Source organism: Roseomonas sp. AR75, from assembly GCF_005222815.1.
Lineage (GTDB): Bacteria > Pseudomonadota > Alphaproteobacteria > Acetobacterales > Acetobacteraceae > Falsiroseomonas.
Window position 1 is genome coordinate 896855 of record NZ_STGB01000005.1, and the last position, 24548, is coordinate 921402.

Consider the following 24548-nt stretch of genomic DNA (forward strand, 5'->3'; position numbering starts at 1 on the left):
TTCAGCCGTAGGATTCGCGATACAGCGCGACGATCTCCGCCGCATCCGGCACGCGCGGGTTGTTCGCCGGACTGCCGGAGGCGAGCGCCTGCTGCGCCATCGTCTGCAACAGGCCGTCCCACCGCTCCGCGGGAATGCCATAGCCCGCGGGGGTGGGCACCTGCAGCTCGCGATTCAGCGCGCGCAATTCCTCCACCAGCTTCGCGCAGGCGGACTGGTCGCCCTCATCCTCCCGCGCGACGCCCATCACGCGCGCCGCTTCGGCATAGCGCGCGCGGCCGGCCTCCAGCCCGAAGGCCGTGACGGCGGGCAGCAGCATCGCGTTGGACATGCCGTGCGGCACGTGGAAATGCGCGCCGACCGGGCGCGACATGCCGTGGACCAGCGCGACCGACGAATTGGAAAAGGCGAGGCCCGCCAGTGTCGCGCCGCGCATCATCGCCTCGCGCGCCGCGGCATCCTTAGGGTCGGCCCAGACGCGGCGCAGGTTCGGCGCGATCAGGCGCATGGCGCTGCGGGCGTAGTCATCTGCCACGGGGTTGGCGCGCTTGCTGACGAAGGCTTCCAGCGCATGGGTCAGGCTGTCGATGCCGGTATCGGCGGTGATGCGCGCGGGCAGGCCGAAGGTGAATTCGTGATCCACCACCGCGGCCAGCGGCAGCGCGCCGAGGCCCGCGATCAGCATCTTCTCGTCGCGCGCGGTGTCGGTGATGACGGTGAAGCGCGTCGCCTCGCTGCCCGTGCCGGCTGTGGTGGGCACGCAGATCACCGGCAGCGCCGCGGTGTTCGCCGCCGCAGGCACCTTGAAGGCGCGGATATGCGTTCCCGGCAGCGCGGCGGCCAGGATCGTCATGGCCTTCGCCGTGTCCATCGGGCTGCCGCCGCCGAAGCCAATCAGGCAATCGAAATCTCCAGCCTTCAGCACGGCGACGCCTGCCTCGATCACCGTATCGGTGGGGTCGGGGACGGTGTCGGAGAACACCGCCGCCTCGATCCCGGCGGCGCGCAGGGGCGCCAGCGCGCGGTCCAGCAGGCCGGAGGACACCATGAAGGGATCGGTCACGACCAGTGGCCGCGACAGGCCGAGCTGCGCAAGCACCTCGGCCAGCTTCGCGACGGCGCCGCCGCCCATCAGCATCAGCCGCGGCGCGACAAGCTGCACCACCATGGCGGTCCTCCCTATGCCGCGGCGCGCTGCGCGAGCACGCCGCCCTGCTTCATGATGAAGGCGCGCAGCCGGTCCGGGTAGTCCGGCACCACGGCCTGGCGCACCGACGGTCGCGCGGCAATCGCCTGGCGCCACGCCGCCACACGCGGCAGCGCATCCAGCACGCCGAGCGGCGCCATGCGATCGAAGGTGTCGAAATAGCGGAACACCGGCGCGAAGGCAGCATCGACAATGGAGAAATTCTCGCCGGCGAAGAAAGGCAGTGCGGGCGGCAGGGCTTCCACGCGCTGGAACTTCTGGCGCAGCGCGGCGCAGCGCGCATCGAAGGCAGGCTGGTCCTTGCTGGTTTCGATCACCCAGGTGTCGTCCAGCATGGTTGCGGCGAATTCGATCCAGCCGCGATGGCGCGCCTTCGTCAGCGGGTCTGCGGGGTGCAGCCGCGGCGCCTGCGTCTCCTCCAGATATTCCGCAATCACCGCGCTTTCGAACAGCACCTCCTCGCCCACGCGCAGCACCGGCACGCGGCCGAGTGGCGAGATGGCGAGGAACCAGTCGGGCTTGTTGTAGAGGTCGATGTCCACCCGCTCGAAGGAAGCCCCCTTCTCAAGCAGCACGATCGCCGCGCGCTGGACATAGGGACAGAGGTCGAAGGAGATCAGTTGCAGCGGCGCGGCCATGCGTAACTCCGGGTTGCTCCCGGCACTCTATGCCACGCTGCCGTCGAGGGAAGCCTCAGCCCTCGGGGGCGAGGCGAATCACGGTGCCGCCTGCCTCGTCGGTCAGATGGAGCAAGCCGTTCGCGATCCGCCACCCCCGCACCTGCGCCAGCGCGGCGTGCAGGCGCTGTTCCTGCTCGGCGAGTGCCGGGGGGCAGGCCATCATCGTGCCGGCCATCGGGCCGAAGCGCAGCCGCGCGCCTTCCAGCGTGTAGCCCCCGGTGAAGCGGTTGCAGCCGCCGAGGCCGCTGACACGGCCATCCGAATCGAAGCCCATGCTGGTGCGGGAGCGGTCCACCACGCCGCGGCCGCCGATGTCCTCGGCGATCCAGAGCGGCCCGACCAGGTCGGGCGTCGCGGCCGACCCTTCCCGCGCGCGGACAAGCAGCAGGTCCGCGCGATCGCCGGCGCCACGGGTCAGCACGGGATGAATGCGGTCGGTGCGGAACAGGACCCGGCCATCCAGCAGGATCTCCGCCCGCACGGCATAGGTGAAGCGCGTCTCCACCCGCGCGGGGTCGTAAGGCACAGAGAAGGTGACGGGGACCTGGCCTGCGATGGGAATGCGCGCCTCCGCCAGCACGACCGCGGGCGCGCCCTGCCGCGAGATGTCCTCCAGCCGGACGAGCAGCATGGCGCCGGGGGGCAGCGCCATGCGCTCGCGATAGGTGGCGGTGCCCTGGATGGCGTTGGATTGCGCATGCGGGGCGCCGGGCACCAGGGCCAGCGGCGTGGCCAGCATCAAGCGGCGAGGGCAAGGAACCATGCGGGCCCGTGTCGCCCGCAATCGCGGCGAGCATAGGGCAGGATCATGACGTCACCGTCATGAAGGCGCGATCAGCCGGCGCGGCGCGCTTTCGCCGCTGCGTAGAGCGCCAGGCGCCGCGCCGCGAGCGGCTCGATCCCCTGCCCCGCGGCGGCGTCGAAAGCCGGCAGCTCTTCCGCGAAGTGGCATGCGCTGGCATGGTCGGGCGCGATATCCCGCAACGGTGGCGCATGCTCGCGGCAGATGGGCTGGACATGCGGACAGCGCGTGTGGAAGCGGCAGCCCGGCGGCGGGTTCATCGGCGAAGGCACATCGCCGCCGAGATGCTGCACGCGGCCGCGGCGCCGCGGATCGGGATGCGGGATCGCCGCCAGCAGCGCGCGCGAATAGGGGTGGCGCGGATTGGCGAACAGCGTGCGCTTCGGCGCCGTCTCCACGATCTGCCCGAGATACATCACGGCCACGCGGTCGGCCATGTGGCGCACCACCGCCAGGTCATGCGCGATGAACAGGTAGGACAGGCCGAAGCGGCCCTGCAGGTCCTTCAGCAGGTTCACCACTTGCGCCTGGATCGAGACATCCAGCGCGCTGACGGGTTCGTCGCAGACCACCAGTTCCGGCTGCACCGCCAGCGCGCGCGCGATGCCGATGCGCTGGCGCTGGCCGCCGGAGAATTCATGCGGGTAGCGCTGCGCATGGAAGGGCGCGAGGCCGACCAGGCCGAGCAGCTCCTTCACGCGCTCGGCGCGCGACTTCGCATCGCCGATGCCATGCACTTCCATCGGCTCGGCGATGGTATCGCCGACGCGCAACCGCGGGTTCAGCGAGGCATAGGGATCCTGGAACACCACCTGCACGCGCCGGCGGAGCGCGCGGAGCTCGGAGCCGCCTGCCACCTCGGTGCCATCGAAGCGGATGGTGCCGGCGCTCGGCTCGATCAGGCGCAAAACCAGGCGCGCGGTGGTGGATTTGCCGCAGCCGGATTCGCCGACCAGCGCCAGCGTCTCGCCGCGCGCAATGGCGAAGGAGACTCCGTCCACCGCGCGCACCACGCCCTGCGCACGGTCCAGCACGCCATGCTTCACGGGGTAGTGCTTCGCCAGCCCTTCGACCTCCAGCAGTGTGCTCATGCCACGAGCTCCGCCGACTGCTCGACCGGCGCGCGGATGCAGGCGACGAGATGGCCGGGCGCGACGTGGTCCAGCGCGGGCTGGGTGCGGGTGCAGGCCTCGATCGCGAAGGGGCAGCGCGGGTGGAAGCGGCAGCCCTTGGGCAGCGCGAAGGGCGGCGGCACCGCGCCCTCGATCGCCAGCAGGCGCTCGCGGTCCTCGTCCAGGCGCGGGATCGAGCCGAGCAGGCCGAGCGTGTAGGGGTGCTGCGGGCTGGCGAAGAGCTCCGCCGCCGTCGCGCGCTCCACCACCTTGCCCGCGTACATCACCGCGACCTCGTCGGCCATTTCCGCGATCACACCGAGGTCGTGGGTGATGAGGATGATGGACATGCCGGTCTCGGCCTGCAGGTCGCGCAGCAGGTCCAGGATCTGCGCCTGCACCGTGACATCCAGTGCGGTGGTGGGTTCGTCCGCGATGAGAAGCTGCGGGCGGCAGGCGAGCGCCATCGCGATCATCACGCGCTGGCGCATGCCGCCGGAGAGCTGGTGCGGATAGTCGTCGAAGCGCGAGTCCGGCGACGGGATGCGCACGCGCTTCAACGCGTCGATCGCCCGGTCGCGCAGCTCCGCGGCGGAGGCGGTGCGGTCATGCGCGCGCATCGCCTCGGTGATCTGGTCGCCGATGCTGTGTACCGGGTTCAGCGAGGTCATCGGCTCCTGGAAGATCATCGCGACCTTGCTGCCGCGCACCTGGCGCATCTGCGCCATGGGAAGCTGCAGCAGGTCCTGCCCGTCCAGCAGCACGCGGCCCTGCGACGTACGGCCGGGGTTCGGCACCAGGCGCATGACCGACAGGCTGAGCATCGACTTGCCGCAGCCGCTCTCGCCCACGATGCCGAGGGTGCGGCCGCGGGGAACGTCCAGATCGACACCGTCCACCGCCGCGATCTCGCCGACCGAGCTGCGGAAGACCGTCCGCAGCCCTTCGATGCGGAGAAGAGCCTCGCTCACGACCAGCGGAAGGTCGGCGGGGAGGAGACCTCGACCGGGCGATGCGCCCAGTCCTGCGCCGGCGCGTTCCGGATCACGCGCTTCTGCGCCTCGTCCAGATGCGCGGCGGCCTGGCGGTAGTCCATCGTCACCACCTCGCCATCCGCCACCACCTTGCGGCCGTCGACGAACACGTCCTTCACCGCGCGGTCGCCCGCCGCGTAGACCAGGCTGCGCACGGGATCGCGCGCGGGCCGCATCATCGGGTGCGTCACGTCCACCAGCACGAAATCGGCGCGGCATCCGGCGGCGAGACGGCCGATGTCGTCGCGGCCCAGCGCCTTGGCGCCGCCGATCGTCGCGGCGTCGAACAGCTCCGTCGTGGTCAGGCTGCGCGGGTCGTTGGCCTGGGTGCGCGCGAGATAGGCGGCGAGGCGCAGCTCATCCAGCATGTTGTGCGGGTAGGTATCGGTGCCGAGGCCCATGTTCACGCCGCTACGCTTGTAGCGGCCGAGATGCTTCAGCGTGATGCCGCGGCGCGCGAAGACGGTGGGGCAATGCGCGACCGTTGTACCGGTCTCGGCCAGGCGCTTCAGGTCGGTGTCGGTCCACCACTTCGTGCTCGGGTGATCGTCCAGGAAGATGCCGTGGCCGATGATGGAGCGGTCCGACAGCAGGCCCATGCTGTCGAGCCAGCCGATCGGCGTCAGGCCGTGCCGCCGGGTGATCTCGTGGAACTCCACGACCGACTGCGCCGCGTGGATTTGCCAGGACACGCCGCGCTTCCCGGCTTCCTGGAAGCTCTCCTTCAGCAGGCTGTCCGTGCAGGTGTCGATCTGCGCGGGCACGACCATGCCGAAGAGGCGGCCGCATTCATGCTGCTCGGCGCGCTCGATGAGGTTCAACGCCTCGCCCATCGCCTTCTCGCCGGCGGCCTCGTCCCATTCGTACTGCACGACATGGCCGTTCTTCGTGTACCACTTCGCCGACTTGAACATCGGCGCGATGCAGACGCGCAGGCCGCTTTCCGCCAGCAGGTCGAGCCAGCCCGGATGCGCCATGGAGAGGTCGGCGACCGTGGTCACGCCCGACAGCAGCAGTTCGGACAGCGCGACGCGGACGCAATGCGGCACGGCCTCCGCGTCGGCGCGGAAGATCGGCATGAATTCGTAGAGCGAGGAGTTGTAGAGGCCGGGGCTGCCGATCTCGTCGATCAGGCCCTTGTTCATCGGCTCGCTCGACGGGTGCGAGTGGATGTTCACCAGGCCCGGCATGACCATCAGGCCCTTGCCCGGGATCTCCTCCTCCGCCGGCCCCTTGTAGCCGCGGCCGACGAAGGTGAGCTTTCCGTCCTCGAACGCCACATCGGCGTCGGGCAGGTAGGTGTGCTGTTGCGCGCCGGCATCCCAGGCGACGACGAGATCCGCGTTGCGGATGACGGTGGTGGTCATGTCTGGTCCTCCGCGGCGCCGGGGGCGTGGCAGACCGCTTCGATGTTGTGGCCGTCGGGATCGATGACGAAGGCGGCGTAGTAGTTCGGATGGTATTGCGCGCGGATGCCTGGCGCACCGTTGTCGCGCCCGCCGGCCGCGAGAGCCGCGGCGTGGAAGGCATCCACCGCGGCATGATCGGCGGCGACGAAGGCATAGTGGATATGTCCGGGCGGCGGGCCGGCGATGTCCCGCCCACCGATCCACAGCAGCGGGCGGCCCGCGGGCCCGAACATCACCCAGCCCTCGCCTTCCGAATGCACGGACATGCCGAGCGGGGCGAAGGCCGCTGCGTAGAAAGCTCGGCTGGCCGGGAAGTCGGCGACGGCGAAGCCGAGATGGTCGAGCATCAGCGTCCCTCCATCGCGAGCCGCGCGCCGAGCACGGCGAAGGCGGCCGCGAAGCCGCGGCGCATCCAGGCGAGCACCGCCGGCCGTTCCAGCACATGCCGCCGCGCCGCCGCGGCGAATGTTCCGTACGCCACGAAGACCGCGAAGGTCATTGCCATGAAGACGGCGGAGAGACCGAGCATCGTCGTGACGGGGTGATCATCCGTCGCGCCGACGAATTGCGGCAGGAAGGCGAAGAAGAAGATCGAGAGCTTCGGGTTCAACAGGTTCGCCAGGATGGCGGCAAGGATCACCTGCAGGTCGGAGCGCGGCGCGGCGTCGGGCGCAACAGACAGCACGCCGCGGTCGCGCAGCGTCGCCCAGGCCATCCAGAGCAGATAGGCGATGCCGGCCCAGCGCACCGTCTCGAAGGCCAGCGCGCTTGCATGCAGCAACGCGGCGAGCCCGGTGATGGCGGCAAGCATATGCGGCACGATGCCGAGCGTGCAGCCGAAGGCCGCAACCACTGCCGCGCGCCGCCCGCGCGCCAGCGCCGCGCCGAGCGTGATCAGCACGCCCGTCCCCGGCGAGGCGACAATGACCAGCGAGGTCAGCAGGAATTCGATGCTCAACGCCATGCGTCCCGGTGTGCCGCGCGGGGCCGTGGAAGGCCCCGCGCGGTGCGGTTCAGCGCGTCAGCCGGATGTCGAGCCCCTTGTAGAGCCCGATGCCGTAGATGCCGTGCGCCCGCGCGCCTTCCACGCGCTGCGCCGCGGCAACCCACAGGCTCTCCCTGGCGATCGGCAGCCAGACGTAGTTCGAGGCGATGCGGCGCTGCGCTTCCTGGATCGCCGCCAGGCGGTCGGCCTCGTTCAGCGCGGTCTTGGCGCGCTGCAGTAGCGCATCTGTCTCCGCGTCGTTCCAGTTCATGCGGTTCGGCGTCGGCCGGTTGCGGCTGTCGAAGTAGAGCGAGAAGCCGTCCGTCGCGCTGATGTAGGGGTAGGACATCACGAAGGCGTCGAATTCCTGCGTGGCCAGACGGCCCCAGCCCACCGTCGCGTCCCAGAGCTGCACGCGCATGTCGATGCCGATGCGCCGAAGGTCGGCCTGGATGGCCTCCAGGTAGCGGCGCGCCTCGGCGGTCTGCAGGCCGTAGACCAGGAAGCTGGCGCGTTCGCCGTTCTTCACGCGCACGCCGTCCGGCCCGGCGCGCCAGCCGGCCTCGTCCAGCACGCGGCGGGCCTCATCCGGGTTGAACTGCGGCACCATGCGCGCGGCCTCGGCGTCGAAGCCCGTCACGTTCGGGTTCAGGTAGGCGTCCGCCGGCTGCGCCTGGCCGAACCAGGTGGCCTGCACGATCGCGGTGCGGTTCACGCCGAGGTTGATGGCGCGGCGCACGGCGGGATCGTTCACCACGGGCTTGTCCACCTTGAAGCCCATGAAGTGGTCCCAGAAGTAATTCGGCTGCTGGGACATGCGCACGGTCGGCACGGCGCGCAGCTGGTTCAGCGCGACATAGGGAATGTACTGCGTCACATCCGCCTGCCCGGTCTGGATCGCGGCGAGGCGCGTGTTCGCTTCCGGGATCACGCGCCAGATCACGCGCTCCACCTGCGGCGACGGGTTCTGGTAGATCGGCGGGCCCCAGCGGTAGTTCGGGTGGCGCGTCAGCACCAGTTCCTGCCGCGGGGTCCAGCTGGTCCAGCAATAGGGGCCCGTGCCGTTGAAGCCCTGCACGCCGTGATTGGCGCCCAGGCGCTCCACCGTGGCGCGGTCCACCACGGAGGCGAAGAACAGCGTCAGCTGGTACAGCAACTCGCCATAGGGCTCGTTCAGCTCGTACTCGACGGTGTAGGCGTCGCGCGCGCGGATCTCCTTCAGCGGGCCGGCGCGCCAGCGCACCGGGCTGCGCGTGGCGGGGTCGACCCAGCGCTGGATCGAGTAGACCACGTCATCCGCGGTCATCGGCTTGCCGTCGCAGAAGGTGACGTCGCGGCGCAGGTGGAAGGTGTAGGTCTTGCCGTCGGGGCTGACTTCCCAGCGCTCGGCGAGGCCCGGACGCACCGTGCGCATGTCCCAGTCGAGCGACACCAGCGTGTCGCTCATCATGTAGATCACCTCGCCGGCGCCGCGCGCGGTGGAGCGCGGCGGGTCGTAGTTGTCCGCGTCGATCTCCCGCATCACCACCAGCGTGTTGCGCGGGGCGGCCTGCGCCAGCGCATCGGCGACGGGCATCGCGGCCGCCGCGGCGAGCAGCAGCCCGCCCAGGATCTTCCTCATCGCTCTCCAGTCTCCCTCTTGTTTCTACACGCGAAGCCGCGGGTCGAGCGCGTCGCGCAGCGCGTCGCCCAGCACGTTGAAGGCCAGCACCACCGCGAAGATCACCAGCGAGGGGATCACCGCGATGTGCGGCGCGAAGAACAGGAAGTTGCGTCCCTCGCTCGCCATCGCGCCAAGCTCCGCGATGGGCGGCTGCGCGCCGAGGCCGAGGAAGGACAGCGCGGACCCCAGCAGGATCACCTGGCCGAAGCGCAGCGTGGCGAAGACGAATATCGGCGAGAGGCAGTTCGGCGCCAGGTGGCGGCGGATCAGCCGCGCATCGGACATGCCCTGGGCGCGTGCCGCCTCGATGTAGTCCTGCTGCATCACGACCAGCGCGGCGCCGCGCACGATGCGCGCCATCAGCGGCACCGTCGCGATGGACAGCGCCAGCACCACGGAGAACAGGCCGGGCCCGAAGATCGCCGCGATGGCAAGGCCGAACAGGATCGCCGGGAAGGAGAGCAGCACGTCCATCAGGCGCATGATGACGCCGTCCAGGCGCCTGTAGAAGGCGGCGATGAATCCCAGCACCGCGCCGAGCGTGCCGCCCGCCGCCACCGCCGCGACGCCCATCAGCAGCGTGACGCGCAGGCCGAACAGCAGGCGCGTGATCATGTTGCGGCCCTGGGTGTCGGCGCCGAGCGGCAGGCCCTCGCTGCCCGGCGGCTGCATCGCCTTGGCGAGGTCGTTGTCGTAGGGATCGGTCGGCGCGAGCCAGGGCGCGAAGACGGCGGCGAGGATGACGGCGACGACGAAGGCCGCGGCCACCGCCGCCGCGGGATCGCGCAGCACGAGCGCGAACACGCTGGGTCGCTTCGGAACGGCGATGTCCGTGGTCGTCGCGCTCATCCGTGCCGGATCCTCGGGTCCAGCGCGGCATAGAGCAGGTCCACGCACAGATTGATCACGATGAAGCCCATCGACAGCACGATGATCGTGCCCTGCGCCATCGGGAAGTCCGAGGACAGGATCGCGCCCACCGCCAGCCGCCCGACGCCGGGCCAGGAGAACACCGTCTCCGTCACCACGGCGCCGCCCAGCAGGAAGCCGATCTGCAGGCCGATCAGCGTGACCACGGGGATCAGCGCGTTGCGCAGCCCGTGCCGCGTGACGACGCGGCGCTCGGTCAGGCCCTTGGCGCGCGCCGTGCGCACATGGTCCGCGCCCATCACGTCCAGCACGGCGGTGCGGGTCATGCGCGCGACCGGGCCCACGAAGACGCCGCCCAGCGTCAGCGCCGGCAGGATGACGGCCTGGAACCCCTCCCAGGTCCAGAGCGGCCCGAGCCGCCCGGTGAAGGGCAGCATCTGCCACTTGAAGCCGACGTACCAGATCAGCACGAGGCCGAGGAAGAACACCGGGATCGAACCGCCCGCGACGGTGAAGGCGGTGATCGCACGATCGAGCAGCGATCCGCGCCAATAGGCCGCGACCGTGCCCATCGCGATGCCGAGCGGGATGGACCAGATGAGGCTGGCGAACATCAGCTCCAGCGTCGGGCCGATGGTGGCGCCAAGCTCCTGCGTGACAGGCACGTTGTTGATGATGGAGACGCCGAGATCGCCGTGCAGCAGCCGCCAGAGATACAGGCCGAACTGCTCCCACAACGGCCGATCCAGGCCGAGATCGGCGCGGATCGCGGCGATCACATCGGGCGTCGCGGTCGGGCCGGCGCGCACCGTGGCGGGGTCGGTCGGCACCACCTGCATCAGCAGGAAGCCGACCAGCAGCACGCCGAGCATCACCGGCACCGCCATCAGCAGGCGCTGCACGGCATGACGCAGCATCAGGCGAGCGCCCCGTGCCGGTCGAAGATCGCCTCCCCGCCGCGGAGCGTCAGGTCGCAGCGCGTATCGCGCAGGATCTCCTCGGGCGTCGCCGCGAAGATGTCGCGCGAGAGCACGGCGATGTCGGCCTGCATGCCCGGCTCCAGCGTGCCCCGGCGATCCTCGGCGAATTGCGTGTAGGCGCCGCACCAGGTCTGGCAATGGATCGCCTGCTCCAGCGTCAGCGCCTCCTCCGCACCCATCACCGTGCCGCGGCTGGTCTTGCGGGTGATCATGGTGAAGAGGTTGACGAAGGGATCCACCGTGGAGACCGGGCAGTCGGAGCTCGCCGCGGGGTGATGCCCTTCCTCGAACCAGGTCCGCATCGGATAGGAATGCTCGCTGCGCTCGCGGCCGAGATTGCGGATGTAGAGGTCGCCGAACTCATACAGGAAGACCGGCTGCGGCACCGGCAGGATGCCCCGCGCCTTCATGCGCCGCCGCTGATCGCGCGTCACGAAGCCGCAATGCTCGATGCGGTGGCGGCGGCCCTCGAAGGGATGCGCGCTGCTGTCGGCGGCTTCCATCGCGCGCAGCACCTGCTCGATCGCGGCATCGCCGATGGCGTGGATGTCGAGCTGCCAGCCCTGCTCGTGATAGAGCTTCAGCAGCGCATCCATCTTCGCGTCGGGAAAGGTGAACACGCCCGTCCCGCCGCCGGCGCTGGCGAGATAAGGCTCGAAGAAGGCCGCCGTCAGCCCGCCGGCGCTGCCGTCGGCGAACACCTTCACCGCGCCCCAGCGCAGCATGTCGTCGCCTTCGTTCGGGCGCATACCGGCGTCCCAGGCGGATTGCGCGATGCCCTCGGGGTTGCCGGCCAGCACCTGCCACATGCGCTGGCGAAGCCGGCCGCTACGCAGCGCTTCCCGATACGCCTCGATTTCCGCCATGCCGGCGGTCATGCCGACATTCATGTCGGTCGCACTCGCGAAGCCGAGTGTCGCGAGGTGGTCGCCGGCGCGCTGGATCGCATCCACCAGCAGCGCGCCGTCCGGCACCGGGATGCTGTCGCGCACCAGGCGCATCGCGCGTTCCTGGAACAGGCCGGTCAGCGCGCCGCCCTTGCGCTCGATGACGCCGCCCTCCGGATCGGGCGTGTTGTGCCCGACGCCGGCCAGGCGCATCGCGGCCGTGTTCGCGACGCCCATATGGCCGCAGGTGCGCACGATGAACACGGGATTGTCAGGCGCCGCGGCGTCCAGCTCCGCCGCCGTCGGGTGGCGGCCGACATCCAACTCGCCATGGTCGTAACCGCGGCCGAGGATCCAGGCGCCCTTCGGTGCCGATTCCGCTGCCGCCCGGATGCGGCGCAGCGCCTCGTCCAGGCTGCGCACTTCCTCCGCGCGCAGGTTCACCTGCGCCAGGCCGAGGCCATAGGGCAGAAGATGCATATGCGCCTCGTTGAAGGCGGGGATCACCGCCCTGCCCTCCAACGCAACAACCCGGGCATCGGGCGCCGCCGCCGCCACATCCTCGGCGCTGCCCACGGCCAGAACCCGGTCGCCGCGCACCGCAACGGCTTCCGCAAAGCCGCCAGCCAGGCCGCGGAACACGCGGCCCCCGGTCAAGATCACATCCTGCGCCATGCGCCCCGGACTTCTGCCTTATCGCATTGAGATCGTCACGCCGGACTGTCCCGCCCGGCGCGGCGAGCGTCAACCCGCCGACAGCCCCCGTTGCACCCGCGGCGGACCCGCCTGCATCCTGCGACAGGCAAGGGAACAGGAGAGGTGCCATGGCTTTGGGCAGACGCTGGCTGGGCATCGCGGCAGCGGCCGCGATGGCGCTCGGCGCCGGCACCGCGCAGGCGCAGGCGCAGGCGCCGCTGCGCATCGTGCTGATCAACGACCTGGCCAGCCTGGACCCGGTGCAGTCCACGGCCGCCTTCGTCCGCAACCACGGCTTCATGGTCTACGACCAGCTCTTCGCGCTGGACAGCAAGGGCGTGGCGCAGCCGCAGATGGTCGACCGGCACGAGGTCAGCGCCGACGGCATGATGCACCGCTTCACGCTGCGCGACGGCCTGGCCTTCCACGACGGCCAGCCCGTGCGCGCCGCCGACGCCGTCGCCTCCATCCGGCGCTGGGCGCAACGCGACGTGGTGGGCCGCGCACTTGCCGCCGCAACCGCCAGCATGGAGGTTGTGGACGACAAGACCTTCACCATCCGTCTCTCGCGTCCCTTCGCGCTGGTGACGGAAGCGCTCGCCCGCCCGACCGCGAGCGCGCTGTTCGTGATGCCCGAGCGCATCGCGGCAACGCCACCCACCACCGCGATCACCGACGCGACCGGCAGCGGGCCCTTCATCTTCCAGGCCAGCCAATGGCGCGCCGGCGAACGCGCGGTCTACACGCGCAACCCGAACTACCGCCCGCGGCAGGAACCGGCCGACGGCCTGGCGGGCGGCAAGGTGGCGATGGTCGAGCGCATCGAATGGCTCTCCATGCCCGACCCCGCCACCGCCGCGGCCGCGCTGCAGTCCGGCGAGATCGACTTCATCGAACAGCCCTCGCCCGACCTGATCCCGACGCTGGAGCGCAACCGCAACATCCGCACCTTCGCGCTGAACCCCGTGGGGTTCATGGTGTGGCTGCGGCCCAATCACACCCAGCCGCCCTTCAACAATCCCGCCGCGCGCCAGGCGCTGCTGCACCTGATCAACCAGCAGGAAGTCCTGCAGGGCATCGGCGTGCGCGCCAGCGAACAGGTGCCCTACTGCCCCGCCTACTTCTTCTGCGGCACGCCACTGGAAAGCGACGCAGGCGCCCAGGGGCTGCGCGCCGTCAACCTCGACCGCGCGCGCGCCCTGCTGCAACAGGCCGGCTACGCCAACCAGCGCGTGCTGTTCATGAACGCGGCCGACCAGCCCATCAACAACGCCGCCACCCTCGTCATGGCCGAAAGCTTCCGGCGCGGCGGGCTGAACATGGACGTGCCCAGCATGGACTGGGCCACCATCACCCAGCGCCGCAACCGGCGCGAACCGGTGGACCAGGGCGGCTGGAACCTGTTCGTCACCGTAGCCAACGTGCTCGACGGCCAGAACCCGCTGACCAACCTCTACCTCGCCAGCCCCTGCGAAGGCGGCCTGGCCGGCTGGCCCTGTGACCAGCAGCTCGAAGACCTGCGCCGCAGCTGGTGGGAAGAAAACGACCCCGCGAAGCGCCAGGACATCCTCCAGCGCGTGCACGCCCGCGCCTACGAGGTGCTGCCCTACATCAACGCCGGCCAGTTCCGTACCCTGGCCGCCCACCGCACCAACATCGAAGGCCTGCGCCCGACCACCATCCCCGTCTTCTGGGGCGTGACCAAGCGGTAGTGCGTTTGCCGTGTGCGGGGGCGCTGCCCCCGCGCCCCCGCCGGGGAGCTTGAAGCTCCCCGGACCCCCACATTCATTTTCAACGCCGAAGGGGAGGGGGCCGAAGTGCCCCCTCCCCTTCGGCGTTAAACGGATGCAGGTCCAGGAGCCTCAGGCTCCTGGTGGGGGGTGCAGGGGGGCAAAGCCCCCCCCACACGGCAAACGCCTACAGCATGTCCCGCACCAGCGGACAGGTGGAGCAGTGGATGCCGCCGCCGCCGAGGCCGACCTTGTCGTAGGCGACGAGGCGGACGGAGATGCCGGCGCGGTCGAGGGCTTCCTGCGTGCGGGGCGAGACCTTGTCGCTCATCAGCACGCGGCCGGGTGCGACGGCCAGGCAGTTGATGGCCCAGGACGGGTCCTCGTGGTTCACGGGGATGAGCTTGATGCCTTCGCGCTTCAGTTCCTCCATGAAGACGAAGGGCAGCGTGGACGGGTTCACGATGGCGGTGTCGTGGTGGATCATCACGAAGGCGCCGTCGATGTGCAGGCGGTAGCCGGGGATCTGCACGCGGATCAGGCGCGCGCCCTGGACCTTCAGGACTTCCTCCACCTGGCGGGCGCCTTCCTCGTTGACGCGGGAGGAGACGCCGACCACGGCGAGGTCGGGGCGGATCCAGCAGAAGCTGCCGCCTTCCATGAGCCCGGTGCCGTGGATGGTGCGCAGGATCGGCATGCCGATGGAGGCGAGGGTCTCGGTGACGGGCGCTTCCTCGCCGCGGCGGATCTTAGGGCCCATGCGGGTGACGATGGCGCCGCCCTTCACGGCGAAGGAGCTGTCGCGCGTGTAGATGGATTTGTGCCGGCCGGGGGCGCAGCGCTTGAGGTAGACGACCTCGACGCCTTCCTCCCGCAGGGCGGCGGCGAGGGCGTCGTGCTGGGCCTGCTGCTCCGCCAGCGTCGGCCGGACCTCGCCGCGCCAATAGGCGCCGGTGTCGGGGTCGCCATAGGCGCCGAGTTCTGGGATCAGGGGCAGCTTCTCGACGACCTGCATTTCCTCGCCGGGGCGGTGCATCAGCACGGCGCGCAGGCGGCCGATGTCGGAGTTGCAGCCCCAGGCCCGGCCCCAGACGCGGGTGGTCTCGCCCGTATCCTCGAAGGCGGGTTCGGGAACGGACGCGAAGCGCTCGATCAGCATGTTGTAGCGGTGATCGAACTCGCTCATTGCGCGGGACATGGCGGACCTCCTGTCTCGGTCACAGACGACACGCACGACACCATAAGGCGGGCGCGGCGACATAGGCCCGCAATCCGCGGGCGGTAGGAATGCGCGGCATGGAGCCCGCCCGATGACCCCCCTGATCCGCCCCGCCCGCCCGAACGAGCTGGAACCGCTGCTGGAAATGCAGCAGCGCAGCCTGCGCGTGCTGGCCGCGCCCTTCTACGGCACAGAGGTGCTGGAGGCGGCGCTCGCGGAAATGGGCACCATGGACCCGCGGATGATCGGCGACGGAACCTACCTGGTGGCGGAGCTGGACGGGCGGCTGGCGGGCAGCGCCGGCTGGTCGCTGCGCAAGCCGAATTTCGCGCGGCTGCTCAAGGAACCCCTGCTGCCCCTGCCCGGCCGCTGCGGCATGGTGCGCAGCGTCTTCGTGGCGCCGGAGCTGGCGCGCCGCGGCATCGCGCGGCGGCTGATGGCGGCGGTGGAACAGCGCCTGGCCGCCGCCGGCGTCGACATGGCGGAGCTGATGGCGACGCTGTCCGGCGCGCCGCTGTATCGCGCGCTGGGCTACTGCCTGGTGTCCGATCACGCGCTGGCGCTCGGCGGGCGCATGGCCTTCCCGGTATGCCGCATGATCCGCCCGCTGGCGGCATGCAGGCCCGTCATGCCGCATCCCGCCGCCGCCGCAGCGCCATATCCAGCAGCAGCAGCAGCAGGGTGAAAAGGATCAGCAGCACCGCGACGGCCGCCATGGCTGGATCGAGGTTCTCGTTGATGCCGTCCCAGATGCGGCGCGGCAGGGTGAAGACGTCGCGGCTGGCGATGAACAGCACGATCACCAGCTCGTCCCAGGAATGGATGAAGGCGAAGATCGCGCCGGAGGCGATGCCCGGCGCGATGCGCGGCAGGATCACCCATCGCAGGGTCTGGCCAAGGCTGGCGCCCATCCCCCGCGCCGCCTGCTCCAGCCGTGGGTCGAAGGCGGCCAGTGCGGTGGAGACGGTGATGATGACGTAGGGGATGCCGGTGACGCCATGCGCGAGCACCACGCCCAGGACGCTGTCCAGCAGGCCGAGCCGGGCGAAGTAGCGATAGAGCCCCACCGCATAGACGATGGAGGGGATGATGATCGGCAGCAGCATCATCGCGCGGGCAAGGTCCGTCGCCCGGCGGGAGATGCGCCAGCAGCCGATCGAGCACAGCGTGCCCGCGACCACCGCGAGGATGGTGGAGGCCACCGCGATCCAGAAGCTCTGCGCGATGGAGCCGAGCCACTCCGGGGAGGTGAGCACCGTCGCATAGTGCCGCAAGGAAAGCGATTCATGCGGCAGCGACAGGAAGCGCTGGTCGGTGAGCGAGACCGGCAGGATGATGCCGATGGGCAGCACCAGGTAGATCGCGACGAGCCAGGCGAGGCCCTTCGCGGTGGCACCGGGGCGATGCGCGCCTTCCATCAGGCGCCGCTTCCGAAGACGCGGCGCAGGTCCACGACTCGGGAGAAGATCGCCAGCGTGGTCAGGATGGCCACCACCAGCACCGTCGCCATCATCGTGCCGAGGCCCCATCGGATCAGGTCGAGGATCTGCAGGCTGATCCATTCCGCGACCATCAGCGTCTTGCCGCCGCCGAGGATCGCCGGCGTGATGTAGAAGCCGAGCGAGAAGATGAACACCAGCACGCCCGCGGCGATCAGCCCGGGCGCGGACAGCGGCAGGAAGATGCGGCTGAACACGGTGAAGCGGGACGCGCCGAGCCCGCGCGCGGCCGCCAGCAGGCGCGGGTCGATCTCCCGCATGCTGGCCAGCATCGGCAGCACGGCATAAGGCACCATGTAGTGCACCATGCCGACCACGATGCCGAACTCGTTCCAGACGAGCTGCAGCGGTTCCGCGATGATGCCGGTTTCCATCAGCGTCTGGTTCACCAGGCCCTGGCGGCGCAGCAGCGTGACCCAGGCGAAGGCGCGCACCAGCACGCTGATCCAGAGCGGCACGAGCACCGCAAGGATCCACCAGCGGCGCACGCGGTCCTCGGCCAGCGCGATGCGGTAGGCCAGCGCGTAGCCCAGCAGCAATGCGAGCGCCGTCGTGATCGTGCAGATGCGCAGCGTGGTCCAGATCACGCGCTGCACGCTCTCGCTGGTGAACAGGCGTTCGTAGTTCTGCAGGCCCGGCTGCGGCTCGGTGAAGGAGATCGTCAGCACCTGCAGGATGGGCGCGACGTAGAAGGCGGTCATCAGCAGGAAGGCCGGCAGGATCAGCAGCCACCAGCCGGTCTGGCGCTGCGCCGCGGCCGCCATCAATCCGCGTCCTCGGCGACCGGCACGCTCGCCGCGGCGCTCCAGCCCAGGCGCACGGGCATTCCCTCCGCCGGCGCGATCGGCGCGCCCCAGCTTGGCAAGGTCACGCGCAGCAGGCCGAGATCCTCCGTCGCGACGCTGATCGCGAAGCCGGCGCCGAGATAGGACCAGGTGACGATGCGGCCCTCGACCGTGTTGTCGGCCGTGTCCTCCTCAGCAAGCAGCGCGATCTTCTCCGGCCGCAGCGAGAGCAGCACGGGCATGCTGAGCGCCGGACGCGGCGCATCGCGGTCGACGGCCTGCACCAGCCGCGTGCCGCCAGCGGCGATGGCGAAGGCGCCGGGATGGGCCTCCCGCACCGTGCCGTGCAGGAAGTTCGACTTGCCGAGGAAGTCGGCGACGAAGCGTGTGCGCGGTGCCTCGTACAGCGCCGCCGGCGCACCTTCCTGCACCAGCTTCCCATGGTTGAGGATGGCGACGCGGTCGGAGAGGGACAGCGCCTCCTCCTGGTCATGCGTCACATTGACGAAGGTGCGGCCGACGCGGCGGTGCAGCGCCTTCAACTCGTCCTGCAATTCGGCGCGCAGCTTCTTGTCAAGTGCCGAGAGCGGCTCGTCCAGCAGCAGCAGGGCGGGGTCGAAGACCAGTGCCCGCGCCAGCGCGACGCGCTGCTGCTGCCCGCCGGAAAGCTGCGAGGGCCGCCGGTCCGCGAAGCGTTCGAGTTGCACCAGGTCGAGCGCGGCACGCACCTTCGCCTCGCGTTCGGCGGCGCCCATGCGGCGGACGCGCAGCGGAAAGGCGACGTTCTCCGCCACGCTCATGTGCGGGAACAGCGCGTAGCCCTGGAACACCATGCCGAAGTCGCGCTTCTCCGGCGGCAGGGCGGTGATGTCGCGGTTGTCCAGCAGCACGGCTCCGGCCGTGGGCGCCACGAAGCCGGCGATGCACATCAGGATGGTGGTCTTGCCGCTGCCGGAGGGGCCGAGCAGCGTCAGGAACTGCCCGCGCTCGATCCGCAGCGAGACGTCGTCCACCGCGGTGAAGCTGCCGTAGCGCTTGCTGAGGCCCTGCAGCGCCAGGGCATGTCCGGCGGCCGACATCAGTCGCGATAGCCCGGCTGCTCGCGGTCGAGCTTGCGGCGCAACGCCTGCCAAGGCAGCCAGCCCTTGGTCGGGCCGCGGCCGAACTGCGCGCGCGTGCGCTCCACCACCTCGGCCGGCGGCAGCACCAGGCGGGCGCCGGAGGATTGCGCGGCGAGCTGGATGCGGCAGGCCTGTTCCAGATAGTACATGTAGTAGAAGGCAGCCGCGACGGTCGGGCCGACGGTCAGCAGCCCGTGATGGCGCAGGATCATGCAGGGCGCGTCGCCGAGGTCGCGCACGATGCGCTCGCGCTCCGAAAGGTTGTCGTCCGCCGCAATGCCTTCGTAGTCGTGCAGCACGACGCGGCCGCTGATCTCCATCATCATCTGGTTCAGCGGCAGCAGCCCGCCTTCCTGGGCCGCGATCGCCATGCCGGCCAGGGTATGGGTGTGCATCACGCAGGCCGCGTCCGGATGGCCGCGATGCACCGCGGAGTGGATCACGAAGCCGGCGGGGTTGACGGGCCAGGTCGTCGGCTGCTGCGGCTCGCCATCCGCATCCACCTCGACGAGGGAGGATGCGGTGATCTCCTCGAACAGCATGCCGTAGGGGTTCACCAGGAAGCGGTGGCCGTCACCGGGGATGCGCACCGACAGATGCGTGAACACCAGGTCCGTCATGCCGAACAGCGCAATCAGGCGATAGGCGGCGGCCAGGTCCTCGCGCAGTTCGCGCTCGGTCGGCACATGGTTGGGATCGGGTCGGATGGGTGGCGGGGGAAGCGGCATCAGTAGCCCCGTTCGTGGTCATAGGTGTTGGGCAGCGTCTCGCCCCGCTCGTGCAGGGCGATCATCTGCGCGACATGCGCGGCGCGCTCGCTGCGCGGCGGCAGGCTCGCGACATGCGGCGTGATGGTGAGGCGTGGGTGCTGCCAGGCTGGATGGTCGGCCGGAAGCGGCTCCTGCTCGAACACGTCGAGCACGGCGGCGGAGAGCCACCCCGACGCCAGCGCCGCGATGATGTCCTCGATGCGCTGGTGCTGGCCGCGGCCGACATTCACCAGCGCCGCGCCCTGCTTCATGCGGCCGAGCAGCGGCGCCGAGAGAATCCCGCGTGTCTCCGGCGTGGCGGGCAGCAGGCAGACCAGGATGTCGGCGCGCGCGAGGAAGGCATCCTGCTCCACCGCGCCGGCGAAGCTTTGCACGCCGGGCAGTTCCTTGCGCGTGCGCGACCAGCCGATCACGCGGAACCCGATGCCGTTCAGCATCCGCGCCGCGGTGGCGCCCATGTGGCCGAGGCCCATGATGCCGACTGTCGTTTCCGGCGCCGTGGGCTCACGCTCGAAGTAATCCCAGCGCGGCACGGCCTGCGCCAGCGTCATGCGTCGCGCATCCTGCAGCAGCGACAGCGCAGCCCAGGTGACGTATTCGCCCATCCGCTGCGCCGCACCGGGTGTCGCCATGCGCACCAGCGGCACATGCTTCGGCAGGTCGGGATCGCGCGTGATGAAGTCCACGCCTGCTCCGCTGCCGAAGATCACTTGCAGGTTCGGCAGCTTGGCCAGGCGTCCCGGCTCCGGATCCCAGACCAGCGCGTAGCGCACCGCGGCGGGATCCACGCCGGCATCGTCCCACCAGCGCACTTCCACCTGCGCGCCGGCCTCGGCGAAGCCGCGCTGCCAGTCCGGCATCGCGGATTCGCCGCCGGATTTCACCAGCAGGATCGGCTTCGTCACGACTGCCCCGGCTTGCTGCCCTGCTGGGGTCCTAGCCTCAGCCGGTCACCATGTCGATGTAGTCGGCATTGGCCTGCGCGTAGTTCTGGCCCCACCAGCGGCCATCCTGCGCCACCTGCACGCGCGCATTCTCGGGATCGGTCGGGTTGTACTGACGGAAATCCGCCGGCACGAGCGCGGCGGCGCGCGGATTGGTCGGGCCGTTGCCGAGGAACTGCAGCAGGCCGACCTGCGGCTCCGGCTTCGACAGCATGGAAGCCAGCAGCCGCTGCGCGAGTTCGCCACCCGGATTGCCCTTCGGCATCACGAAAATGCCGGGCTGCAGGATGCCCTGGTTCCAGACGCGCTTGAAGCGGCCGTTGCTCTCGGTCTCCAGCACCTTGGCGCGGGTGTGCCAGATCTGGCCCATCACCGCTTCGCCGGTGCGGATGAACTGCTCCGATTCCGAACCGCTGGTCCAGAATACGCAGTTGCGCCGGATCTCCCGCACCTTCGCCAGGCAGGCGCGGATGTCGAGCGGGTAGAGGTTCTTCGGATCCTTCCCGAGCGCCATCTGCGCCGCATCCAGCGCACCGGCCGCATCGCGGCGCAGCAGCCGCGTGCCGGGGAAGCGGCGCAGGTCCCAGAAATCCGCCCAGTTCTGCGGGCCGCCATTGGGGAATTTCTGGCTGTCATAGACCAGCACGTTGCTGAAGGAATACGGCGCCGCGCCGTGCTCCAGCGCGAAGGTGGGGCCGATCACGTCGTCGCGCTTGACGATATTGTAGTTCACCGGCGTCAGCAGGTTCTGCCCACCGAGCAGGTAGGAGCTGGTGGCGGAGCTGTCGCAGAGATCCCAGGTGACACGCCCGCTTTCCACCATGCTGCGGATGCGCCCCGCGGAAGGCCCAGTGCTGTCCTGCACGACGCGCACGCCGGCATTCTCGGCGCTGAAGGGATCGCCGTAGAACTGTCCGAAGCCTTGGTTGGCGATGCCGCCCCAGTTCACCATGACAAGCTGGCGGCCTTGCGCACCGGCTTCGCGCGGCGAAAGCCCGGTGCCGACGCCGAGCGCGGCAAGGCCCGCCAGCAGCGTGCGGCGGTTCACCTCGCCGCGGCGGTACTTCTGGAAGGCCAGCTCGACGCAATCCTGCTGGAAGCTCTGCATGCCATTCTCTCCTTCGGCTCGCGCGCCCATCCCCGATGGTCCCCTTGATCGCGACGGCTGCCGGCGGGAACCTGCGGCGACAGTGAACCCCGAGAGACGCGCGCCGGCAATGACCCCCTCTCATCCACCCTTCGCCGATGGCTTCCGCGTCTTCCCCTGGTGGTGGGAAGCGGCCGAGCCGCCGGATCGCGAGACACCGCTGCCGGAGGTCGCGCAGGTCGCCATCATCGGCGGCGGCTATGCCGGGCTCTCGGCCGCGCTGACACTGTGCCGGCTTGGCCACAAGCCCGTGGTGCTGGATGCGGAACGCATCGGCTGGGGTGCCTCCTCGCGCAATGGCGGCATGGTCTCGGGCGGGCTGAAGGTCGCGTCCGGCACGCTGGAGAAGACCTACGGCAAGGAGGAAGCGCGGCGCATCGCGCTGGCCAGCGCCGCCAGCTTCCCCTTCATCGAGGAGACCATCGCGCGCGAGGGCATCGACTGCGACTATGTCCGCTGCGGCCGCTATGCCGGCGCCTGGACGCGCGCGCATTACGAGGCGATGGCGCAGAAGGTGGACTGGATCGCGGAGGTCACCGGCCTGCCCGCGGAGATGATCCCGAAGAGCCGTCAGCGCGCGTATCTCGGCAGCGACCACTATTTCGGCGGCATGGCCGCGGCGGCGACAGGCAGCCTGCATCCCGGCAAGTATGCGCGCGGCCTGGCCGCCGCGGCGGAACGCGCGGGCGCGGCGCTGGTCGATGGCGTGCGCGTGCAGCGCATCGTGCCGGAGGGCTCCGGCTTCCGCATCACCACGGACAGGGGCACGCTGCGCGCCGATGCCGTGCTGGTGGCGACCAACGGCTATTCGCTGAACAGCCAGGGCACCGCGAGCCCCTGGCTGGCGCGCCGGCTGATCCCGCTCAACTCCTACATCATCGCCACCGAGGAACTGCCGCCGGAGACGATGGACCGGCTGTTCCCGGGGCGGCGCATGATCAGCGACAGCAAGCGCGTGCTGAACTATTTCCGTCCGTCGCCCGATGGCAAGCGCGTGCTGTGGGGCGGGCGCGCCAGCTTCCGCAAGGCGACGCCGGAGCAATCCGCGCCGGTGCTGCATGCGACGATGGTGGAATGCTTCCCGGAGCTGCGCGACACCCGCATCACCCATGCCTGGACCGGCTTCGTGGCCTTCACCTTCGACGGGCTGCCGCATATCGGCGTGCAGGATGGCGTGCACTACGCCGCGGGCTGCCAGGGCAGCGGGGTCGCGATGGCGACCTGGCTCGGCCACAACGCCGCGCTGAAGATCGCCGGCGCGGCGAATGAGCGCTTCGCGCTGGATGGGCTGCCCTTCCCCACCCGCCCGACCTATACGGGCAACCCATGGTTCCTGCCGCTGGTGGGCGGCTGGTACCAGCTTCGCGACAAGCTCGATCGGATGGCCGCATGAACGCCGACTTCGTCCTCCTCGGCGGCCGCATCGCGACGATGGATGCGGCCGGCACGGCAAGCACCGCGCTCGCCGCGCTGAACGGGCGCATCGTCGCGCTCGGCGACGACGCGGCGATGCGCCAGCATGTCGGCCCCGGCACCACCGTGCTGCATGCCGAGGGCCGTCGCGTGCTGCCGGGCATCGTCGACAGCCATGCACACCCCGATGCCTACGCCATCCGCCTGCGCAGCTGGACCCTCGTCTCGCCCGACCGCGTGCGCACGCGCACAGACCTGCTGGAGACGATCCGGCGCCGCTGCGCGGAACTGGCGCCCGGCCGCTGGGCCGCCTTCTACCGGCTGAACGAGCGGCAATCCGGCGGCTACCCCACGCTGGACGAGCTGGATGCCGCCAGCAACGGAAGGCCGTTGTTCATCCTGCGCACGGACGGGCATCTCGGCCTGGCGAACCGCGCGGCCTTCGCCGCCTGCGGCGTGGACGAGACCACGCCCGATCCGGCCTTCGGCCGCTTCGACAAGATCGATGGCAGGCTGACGGGCCTGGTGCGGGAGACGGCGGCGCATGTCTTCCTCAACGCCATCCACGGCCAGGATGCGGAAGCCGACATCGCGGATGGCATGGAAATGGTGCAGGACCAGTGCCTCGCCGCCGGCATCACCTCCGTCGCCAACTCGTTGTGCCCGGCGAAAGCCATCCGCGCCTACCAGGACATGCACCGCGACGGCCGCTGGCGGATGCGCATGGGCATCATCGCCAGCGGGCGCGACGAGCCGCTCATCCCACATCTCATCGGCGCCGGCATCCGCTCCGGCTTCGGCGATGATGTCCTGCGGCTGATCGGCGTCGAATGGTGCCCGGATTGCTCCACCTCCGGCCGCACCGCGGCCTATTGGGAGCCCTATGTCGGCACCCCCATCCCCGGCGAGCCCGTGCCGAACACCGGCATGCTGCTGTATGAGAAGGACGACCTGATCCAGCGCGCCACTGCCGCGCACAAGGCCGGGCTGCAGGTGATGATCGAGGGCGTGGGCGACCGCGGCATCGACTTCGCGCTGGACGTGATGGAGGCCGCGCTCGCCGCCCATCCCGTGGCCGACCACCGGATGCGCGTGGAGCACTGCTGCTACGTCACGCCGCCAATCCTGCAACGCCTGAAGCGCGGCGGCTTCGTGGACAGCTCCGCCACCGGCTTCATGGACGAATTGGGCGAGGCGTACGCCGCCAATCGCGGGCAGGCGGCGATGCGCTGGATGTGGCCGCATCGCAGCCTGATCGATGCCGGCGTGCCCGCGCCGGGCCATTCGGATTTCGCGGTCTGCCGCGTCTCGCCCTGGACCGCCATCGCCGCCATGGTCAACCGCCGCACCACCACCGGCGCCGATCTCGATGCGAGGGAAGCGGTGACGGCGCGCGAGGCGGTGCACGCCTATACCTGGCTCGGCGCCTGGGCGCAGCGCGAGGAACGCGACAAGGGCTCTCTCGAGGTCGGCAAGCTCGCCGATCTCATCGTGCTGGACCGCGACGTGCTGGATGGCGACCCCGCCGCCATCGCGGGAACGCAGGTGGCCGCAACGGTGGTGGACGGCGTCATCCGGCACCAGGCCTGAGCCGC

At 70.1% G+C, this 24548-nt stretch carries 23 protein-coding genes; 4 read left to right on the forward strand and 19 right to left on the reverse strand.

Annotated elements, in window-relative coordinates:
- Window position 1: 1 nt before the first annotated feature.
- The 12 genes from E4T13_RS23710 to E4T13_RS23765 all read right to left on the reverse strand — a co-directional run bounded on the left by E4T13_RS23710 (window position 2) and on the right by E4T13_RS23765 (window position 12292).
- A complete protein-coding gene (locus tag E4T13_RS23710) occupies window positions 2-1168 on the reverse strand; it encodes an iron-containing alcohol dehydrogenase (protein ID WP_137180801.1) in 1167 nt (388 codons plus the stop codon).
- 11 nt (window positions 1169-1179) lie between these two features.
- On the reverse strand, window positions 1180-1845 hold the full coding sequence (locus tag E4T13_RS23715; protein ID WP_137180802.1) for a glutathione S-transferase family protein: 666 nt from the start codon (window positions 1843-1845) through the stop codon (window positions 1180-1182).
- A 55-nt stretch (window positions 1846-1900) separates the two neighbouring features.
- Window positions 1901-2626 carry a YbaY family lipoprotein gene (locus tag E4T13_RS23720; RefSeq protein WP_170985192.1) on the reverse strand — a complete coding sequence of 242 codons (726 nt, stop codon included), beginning with the start codon at window positions 2624-2626 and terminating at the stop codon, window positions 1901-1903.
- A gap of 95 nt (window positions 2627-2721) precedes the next feature.
- Window positions 2722-3780, reverse strand: coding sequence for an ABC transporter ATP-binding protein (locus E4T13_RS23725; protein ID WP_137180804.1), 1059 nt, complete (start codon window positions 3778-3780; stop codon window positions 2722-2724).
- The gene (locus tag E4T13_RS23730) at window positions 3777-4772 is read right to left on the reverse strand and encodes an ABC transporter ATP-binding protein (RefSeq protein WP_137180805.1); all 996 of its coding nucleotides are present in this window, start codon (window positions 4770-4772) and stop codon (window positions 3777-3779) included. Before E4T13_RS23730 ends, E4T13_RS23725 begins: the two co-directional genes overlap by 4 nt.
- On the reverse strand, window positions 4769-6202 hold the full coding sequence (locus E4T13_RS30670; protein ID WP_137180806.1) for an amidohydrolase family protein: 1434 nt from the start codon (window positions 6200-6202) through the stop codon (window positions 4769-4771). Before E4T13_RS30670 ends, E4T13_RS23730 begins: the two co-directional genes overlap by 4 nt.
- Entirely contained in the window at window positions 6199-6591 is a 393-nt protein-coding gene (locus E4T13_RS23740) for a VOC family protein (protein WP_137180807.1), read from the reverse strand. Before E4T13_RS23740 ends, E4T13_RS30670 begins: the two co-directional genes overlap by 4 nt.
- Window positions 6591-7208 (reverse strand): LysE family translocator, encoded by a 618-nt coding sequence (locus E4T13_RS23745; RefSeq protein ID WP_306768507.1) that lies wholly within the window; start codon window positions 7206-7208, stop codon window positions 6591-6593. Before E4T13_RS23745 ends, E4T13_RS23740 begins: the two co-directional genes overlap by 1 nt.
- A 49-nt stretch (window positions 7209-7257) precedes the next feature.
- Window positions 7258-8850: an ABC transporter substrate-binding protein gene (locus tag E4T13_RS23750; protein WP_137180809.1), complete on the reverse strand. Its 1593-nt coding sequence runs from the start codon at window positions 8848-8850 to the stop codon at window positions 7258-7260.
- 24 nt (window positions 8851-8874) lie between these two features.
- A complete protein-coding gene (locus E4T13_RS23755) occupies window positions 8875-9741 on the reverse strand; it encodes an ABC transporter permease (RefSeq protein ID WP_137180810.1) in 867 nt (288 codons plus the stop codon).
- Complete coding sequence (locus tag E4T13_RS23760) at window positions 9738-10679, reverse strand: ABC transporter permease (RefSeq protein ID WP_137180811.1); 942 nt, start codon at window positions 10677-10679, stop codon at window positions 9738-9740. Before E4T13_RS23760 ends, E4T13_RS23755 begins: the two co-directional genes overlap by 4 nt.
- Window positions 10679-12292 (reverse strand): amidohydrolase, encoded by a 1614-nt coding sequence (locus tag E4T13_RS23765; RefSeq protein WP_240791278.1) that lies wholly within the window; start codon window positions 12290-12292, stop codon window positions 10679-10681. Before E4T13_RS23765 ends, E4T13_RS23760 begins: the two co-directional genes overlap by 1 nt.
- A gap of 161 nt (window positions 12293-12453) precedes the next feature.
- Between E4T13_RS23765 and E4T13_RS23770 the strand changes: the two genes are divergently transcribed.
- Window positions 12454-14037: an ABC transporter substrate-binding protein gene (locus E4T13_RS23770; RefSeq protein WP_137180813.1), complete on the forward strand. Its 1584-nt coding sequence runs from the start codon at window positions 12454-12456 to the stop codon at window positions 14035-14037.
- A gap of 205 nt (window positions 14038-14242) precedes the next feature.
- Here the strand turns inward: E4T13_RS23770 and E4T13_RS23775 are convergent, their stop codons facing one another.
- A complete protein-coding gene (locus tag E4T13_RS23775; protein WP_137180814.1) occupies window positions 14243-15253 on the reverse strand; it encodes a dimethylarginine dimethylaminohydrolase family protein in 1011 nt (336 codons plus the stop codon).
- A gap of 112 nt (window positions 15254-15365) precedes the next feature.
- Here E4T13_RS23775 and E4T13_RS23780 point away from each other — a divergent pair, with 112 nt between their 5' ends.
- Window positions 15366-15959 (forward strand): GNAT family N-acetyltransferase, encoded by a 594-nt coding sequence (locus E4T13_RS23780; protein ID WP_137180815.1) that lies wholly within the window; start codon window positions 15366-15368, stop codon window positions 15957-15959.
- Here the strand turns inward: E4T13_RS23780 and E4T13_RS23785 are convergent.
- From E4T13_RS23785 to E4T13_RS23810, 6 genes are read right to left on the reverse strand one after another with little or no spacing between them, the layout of a single operon-like run.
- The gene (locus E4T13_RS23785) at window positions 15901-16692 is read right to left on the reverse strand and encodes an ABC transporter permease (protein WP_137180816.1); all 792 of its coding nucleotides are present in this window, start codon (window positions 16690-16692) and stop codon (window positions 15901-15903) included. The genes E4T13_RS23780 and E4T13_RS23785 overlap by 59 nt on opposite strands.
- A complete protein-coding gene (locus tag E4T13_RS23790) occupies window positions 16692-17537 on the reverse strand; it encodes an ABC transporter permease (RefSeq protein WP_137180817.1) in 846 nt (281 codons plus the stop codon). Before E4T13_RS23790 ends, E4T13_RS23785 begins: the two co-directional genes overlap by 1 nt.
- Window positions 17537-18637: an ABC transporter ATP-binding protein gene (locus E4T13_RS23795; protein ID WP_137180818.1), complete on the reverse strand. Its 1101-nt coding sequence runs from the start codon at window positions 18635-18637 to the stop codon at window positions 17537-17539. Before E4T13_RS23795 ends, E4T13_RS23790 begins: the two co-directional genes overlap by 1 nt.
- The gene (locus E4T13_RS23800; RefSeq protein ID WP_137180819.1) at window positions 18637-19407 is read right to left on the reverse strand and encodes a class II aldolase/adducin family protein; all 771 of its coding nucleotides are present in this window, start codon (window positions 19405-19407) and stop codon (window positions 18637-18639) included. The genes E4T13_RS23795 and E4T13_RS23800 overlap by 1 nt, the downstream gene beginning before the upstream one ends.
- Entirely contained in the window at window positions 19407-20354 is a 948-nt protein-coding gene (locus tag E4T13_RS23805; RefSeq protein WP_240791256.1) for a glyoxylate/hydroxypyruvate reductase A, read from the reverse strand. Before E4T13_RS23805 ends, E4T13_RS23800 begins: the two co-directional genes overlap by 1 nt.
- A gap of 37 nt (window positions 20355-20391) precedes the next feature.
- Window positions 20392-21501 carry an extracellular solute-binding protein gene (locus E4T13_RS23810; RefSeq protein WP_170985194.1) on the reverse strand — a complete coding sequence of 370 codons (1110 nt, stop codon included), beginning with the start codon at window positions 21499-21501 and terminating at the stop codon, window positions 20392-20394.
- Window positions 21502-21610: 109 nt separating this feature from the next.
- On the opposite strand from E4T13_RS23810, the gene E4T13_RS23815 reads away from it, so the two are divergent.
- The gene (locus E4T13_RS23815) at window positions 21611-22933 is read left to right on the forward strand and encodes an FAD-binding oxidoreductase (protein ID WP_137180821.1); all 1323 of its coding nucleotides are present in this window, start codon (window positions 21611-21613) and stop codon (window positions 22931-22933) included.
- Window positions 22930-24543: an amidohydrolase gene (locus tag E4T13_RS23820; RefSeq protein ID WP_137180822.1), complete on the forward strand. Its 1614-nt coding sequence runs from the start codon at window positions 22930-22932 to the stop codon at window positions 24541-24543. The genes E4T13_RS23815 and E4T13_RS23820 overlap by 4 nt, the downstream gene beginning before the upstream one ends.
- The last annotated feature ends 5 nt before the right edge of the window (window positions 24544-24548 follow it).

Bases quoted from the DNA above. Each gene is read 5' to 3' on its own strand.
- E4T13_RS23785 (WP_137180816.1), bottom strand. From the start codon at position 16,692: ATGGAAGGCGCGCATCGCCCCGGTGCCACCGCGAAGGGCCTCGCCTGG.
- E4T13_RS23720 (WP_170985192.1), bottom strand. From the start codon at position 2,626: ATGCTGGCCACGCCGCTGGCCCTGGTGCCCGGCGCCCCGCATGCGCAA.
- E4T13_RS23750 (WP_137180809.1), bottom strand. From the start codon at position 8,850: ATGAGGAAGATCCTGGGCGGGCTGCTGCTCGCCGCGGCGGCCGCGATG.
- E4T13_RS23760 (WP_137180811.1), bottom strand. From the start codon at position 10,679: ATGCTGCGTCATGCCGTGCAGCGCCTGCTGATGGCGGTGCCGGTGATG.
- E4T13_RS23810 (WP_170985194.1), bottom strand. From the start codon at position 21,501: ATGCAGAGCTTCCAGCAGGATTGCGTCGAGCTGGCCTTCCAGAAGTAC.
- E4T13_RS23795 (WP_137180818.1), bottom strand. From the start codon at position 18,637: ATGTCGGCCGCCGGACATGCCCTGGCGCTGCAGGGCCTCAGCAAGCGC.
- E4T13_RS23770 (WP_137180813.1), top strand. From the start codon at position 12,454: ATGGCTTTGGGCAGACGCTGGCTGGGCATCGCGGCAGCGGCCGCGATG.
- E4T13_RS30670 (WP_137180806.1), bottom strand. From the start codon at position 6,202: ATGACCACCACCGTCATCCGCAACGCGGATCTCGTCGTCGCCTGGGAT.
- E4T13_RS23780 (WP_137180815.1), top strand. From the start codon at position 15,366: ATGACCCCCCTGATCCGCCCCGCCCGCCCGAACGAGCTGGAACCGCTG.
- E4T13_RS23710 (WP_137180801.1), bottom strand. From the start codon at position 1,168: ATGGTGGTGCAGCTTGTCGCGCCGCGGCTGATGCTGATGGGCGGCGGC.
- E4T13_RS23755 (WP_137180810.1), bottom strand. From the start codon at position 9,741: ATGAGCGCGACGACCACGGACATCGCCGTTCCGAAGCGACCCAGCGTG.
- E4T13_RS23800 (WP_137180819.1), bottom strand. From the start codon at position 19,407: ATGCCGCTTCCCCCGCCACCCATCCGACCCGATCCCAACCATGTGCCG.
- E4T13_RS23790 (WP_137180817.1), bottom strand. From the start codon at position 17,537: ATGGCGGCCGCGGCGCAGCGCCAGACCGGCTGGTGGCTGCTGATCCTG.
- E4T13_RS23815 (WP_137180821.1), top strand. From the start codon at position 21,611: ATGACCCCCTCTCATCCACCCTTCGCCGATGGCTTCCGCGTCTTCCCC.
- E4T13_RS23820 (WP_137180822.1), top strand. From the start codon at position 22,930: ATGAACGCCGACTTCGTCCTCCTCGGCGGCCGCATCGCGACGATGGAT.
- E4T13_RS23775 (WP_137180814.1), bottom strand. From the start codon at position 15,253: ATGTCCCGCGCAATGAGCGAGTTCGATCACCGCTACAACATGCTGATC.
- E4T13_RS23725 (WP_137180804.1), bottom strand. From the start codon at position 3,780: ATGAGCACACTGCTGGAGGTCGAAGGGCTGGCGAAGCACTACCCCGTG.
- E4T13_RS23715 (WP_137180802.1), bottom strand. From the start codon at position 1,845: ATGGCCGCGCCGCTGCAACTGATCTCCTTCGACCTCTGTCCCTATGTC.
- E4T13_RS23740 (WP_137180807.1), bottom strand. From the start codon at position 6,591: ATGCTCGACCATCTCGGCTTCGCCGTCGCCGACTTCCCGGCCAGCCGA.
- E4T13_RS23745 (WP_306768507.1), bottom strand. From the start codon at position 7,208: ATGGCGTTGAGCATCGAATTCCTGCTGACCTCGCTGGTCATTGTCGCC.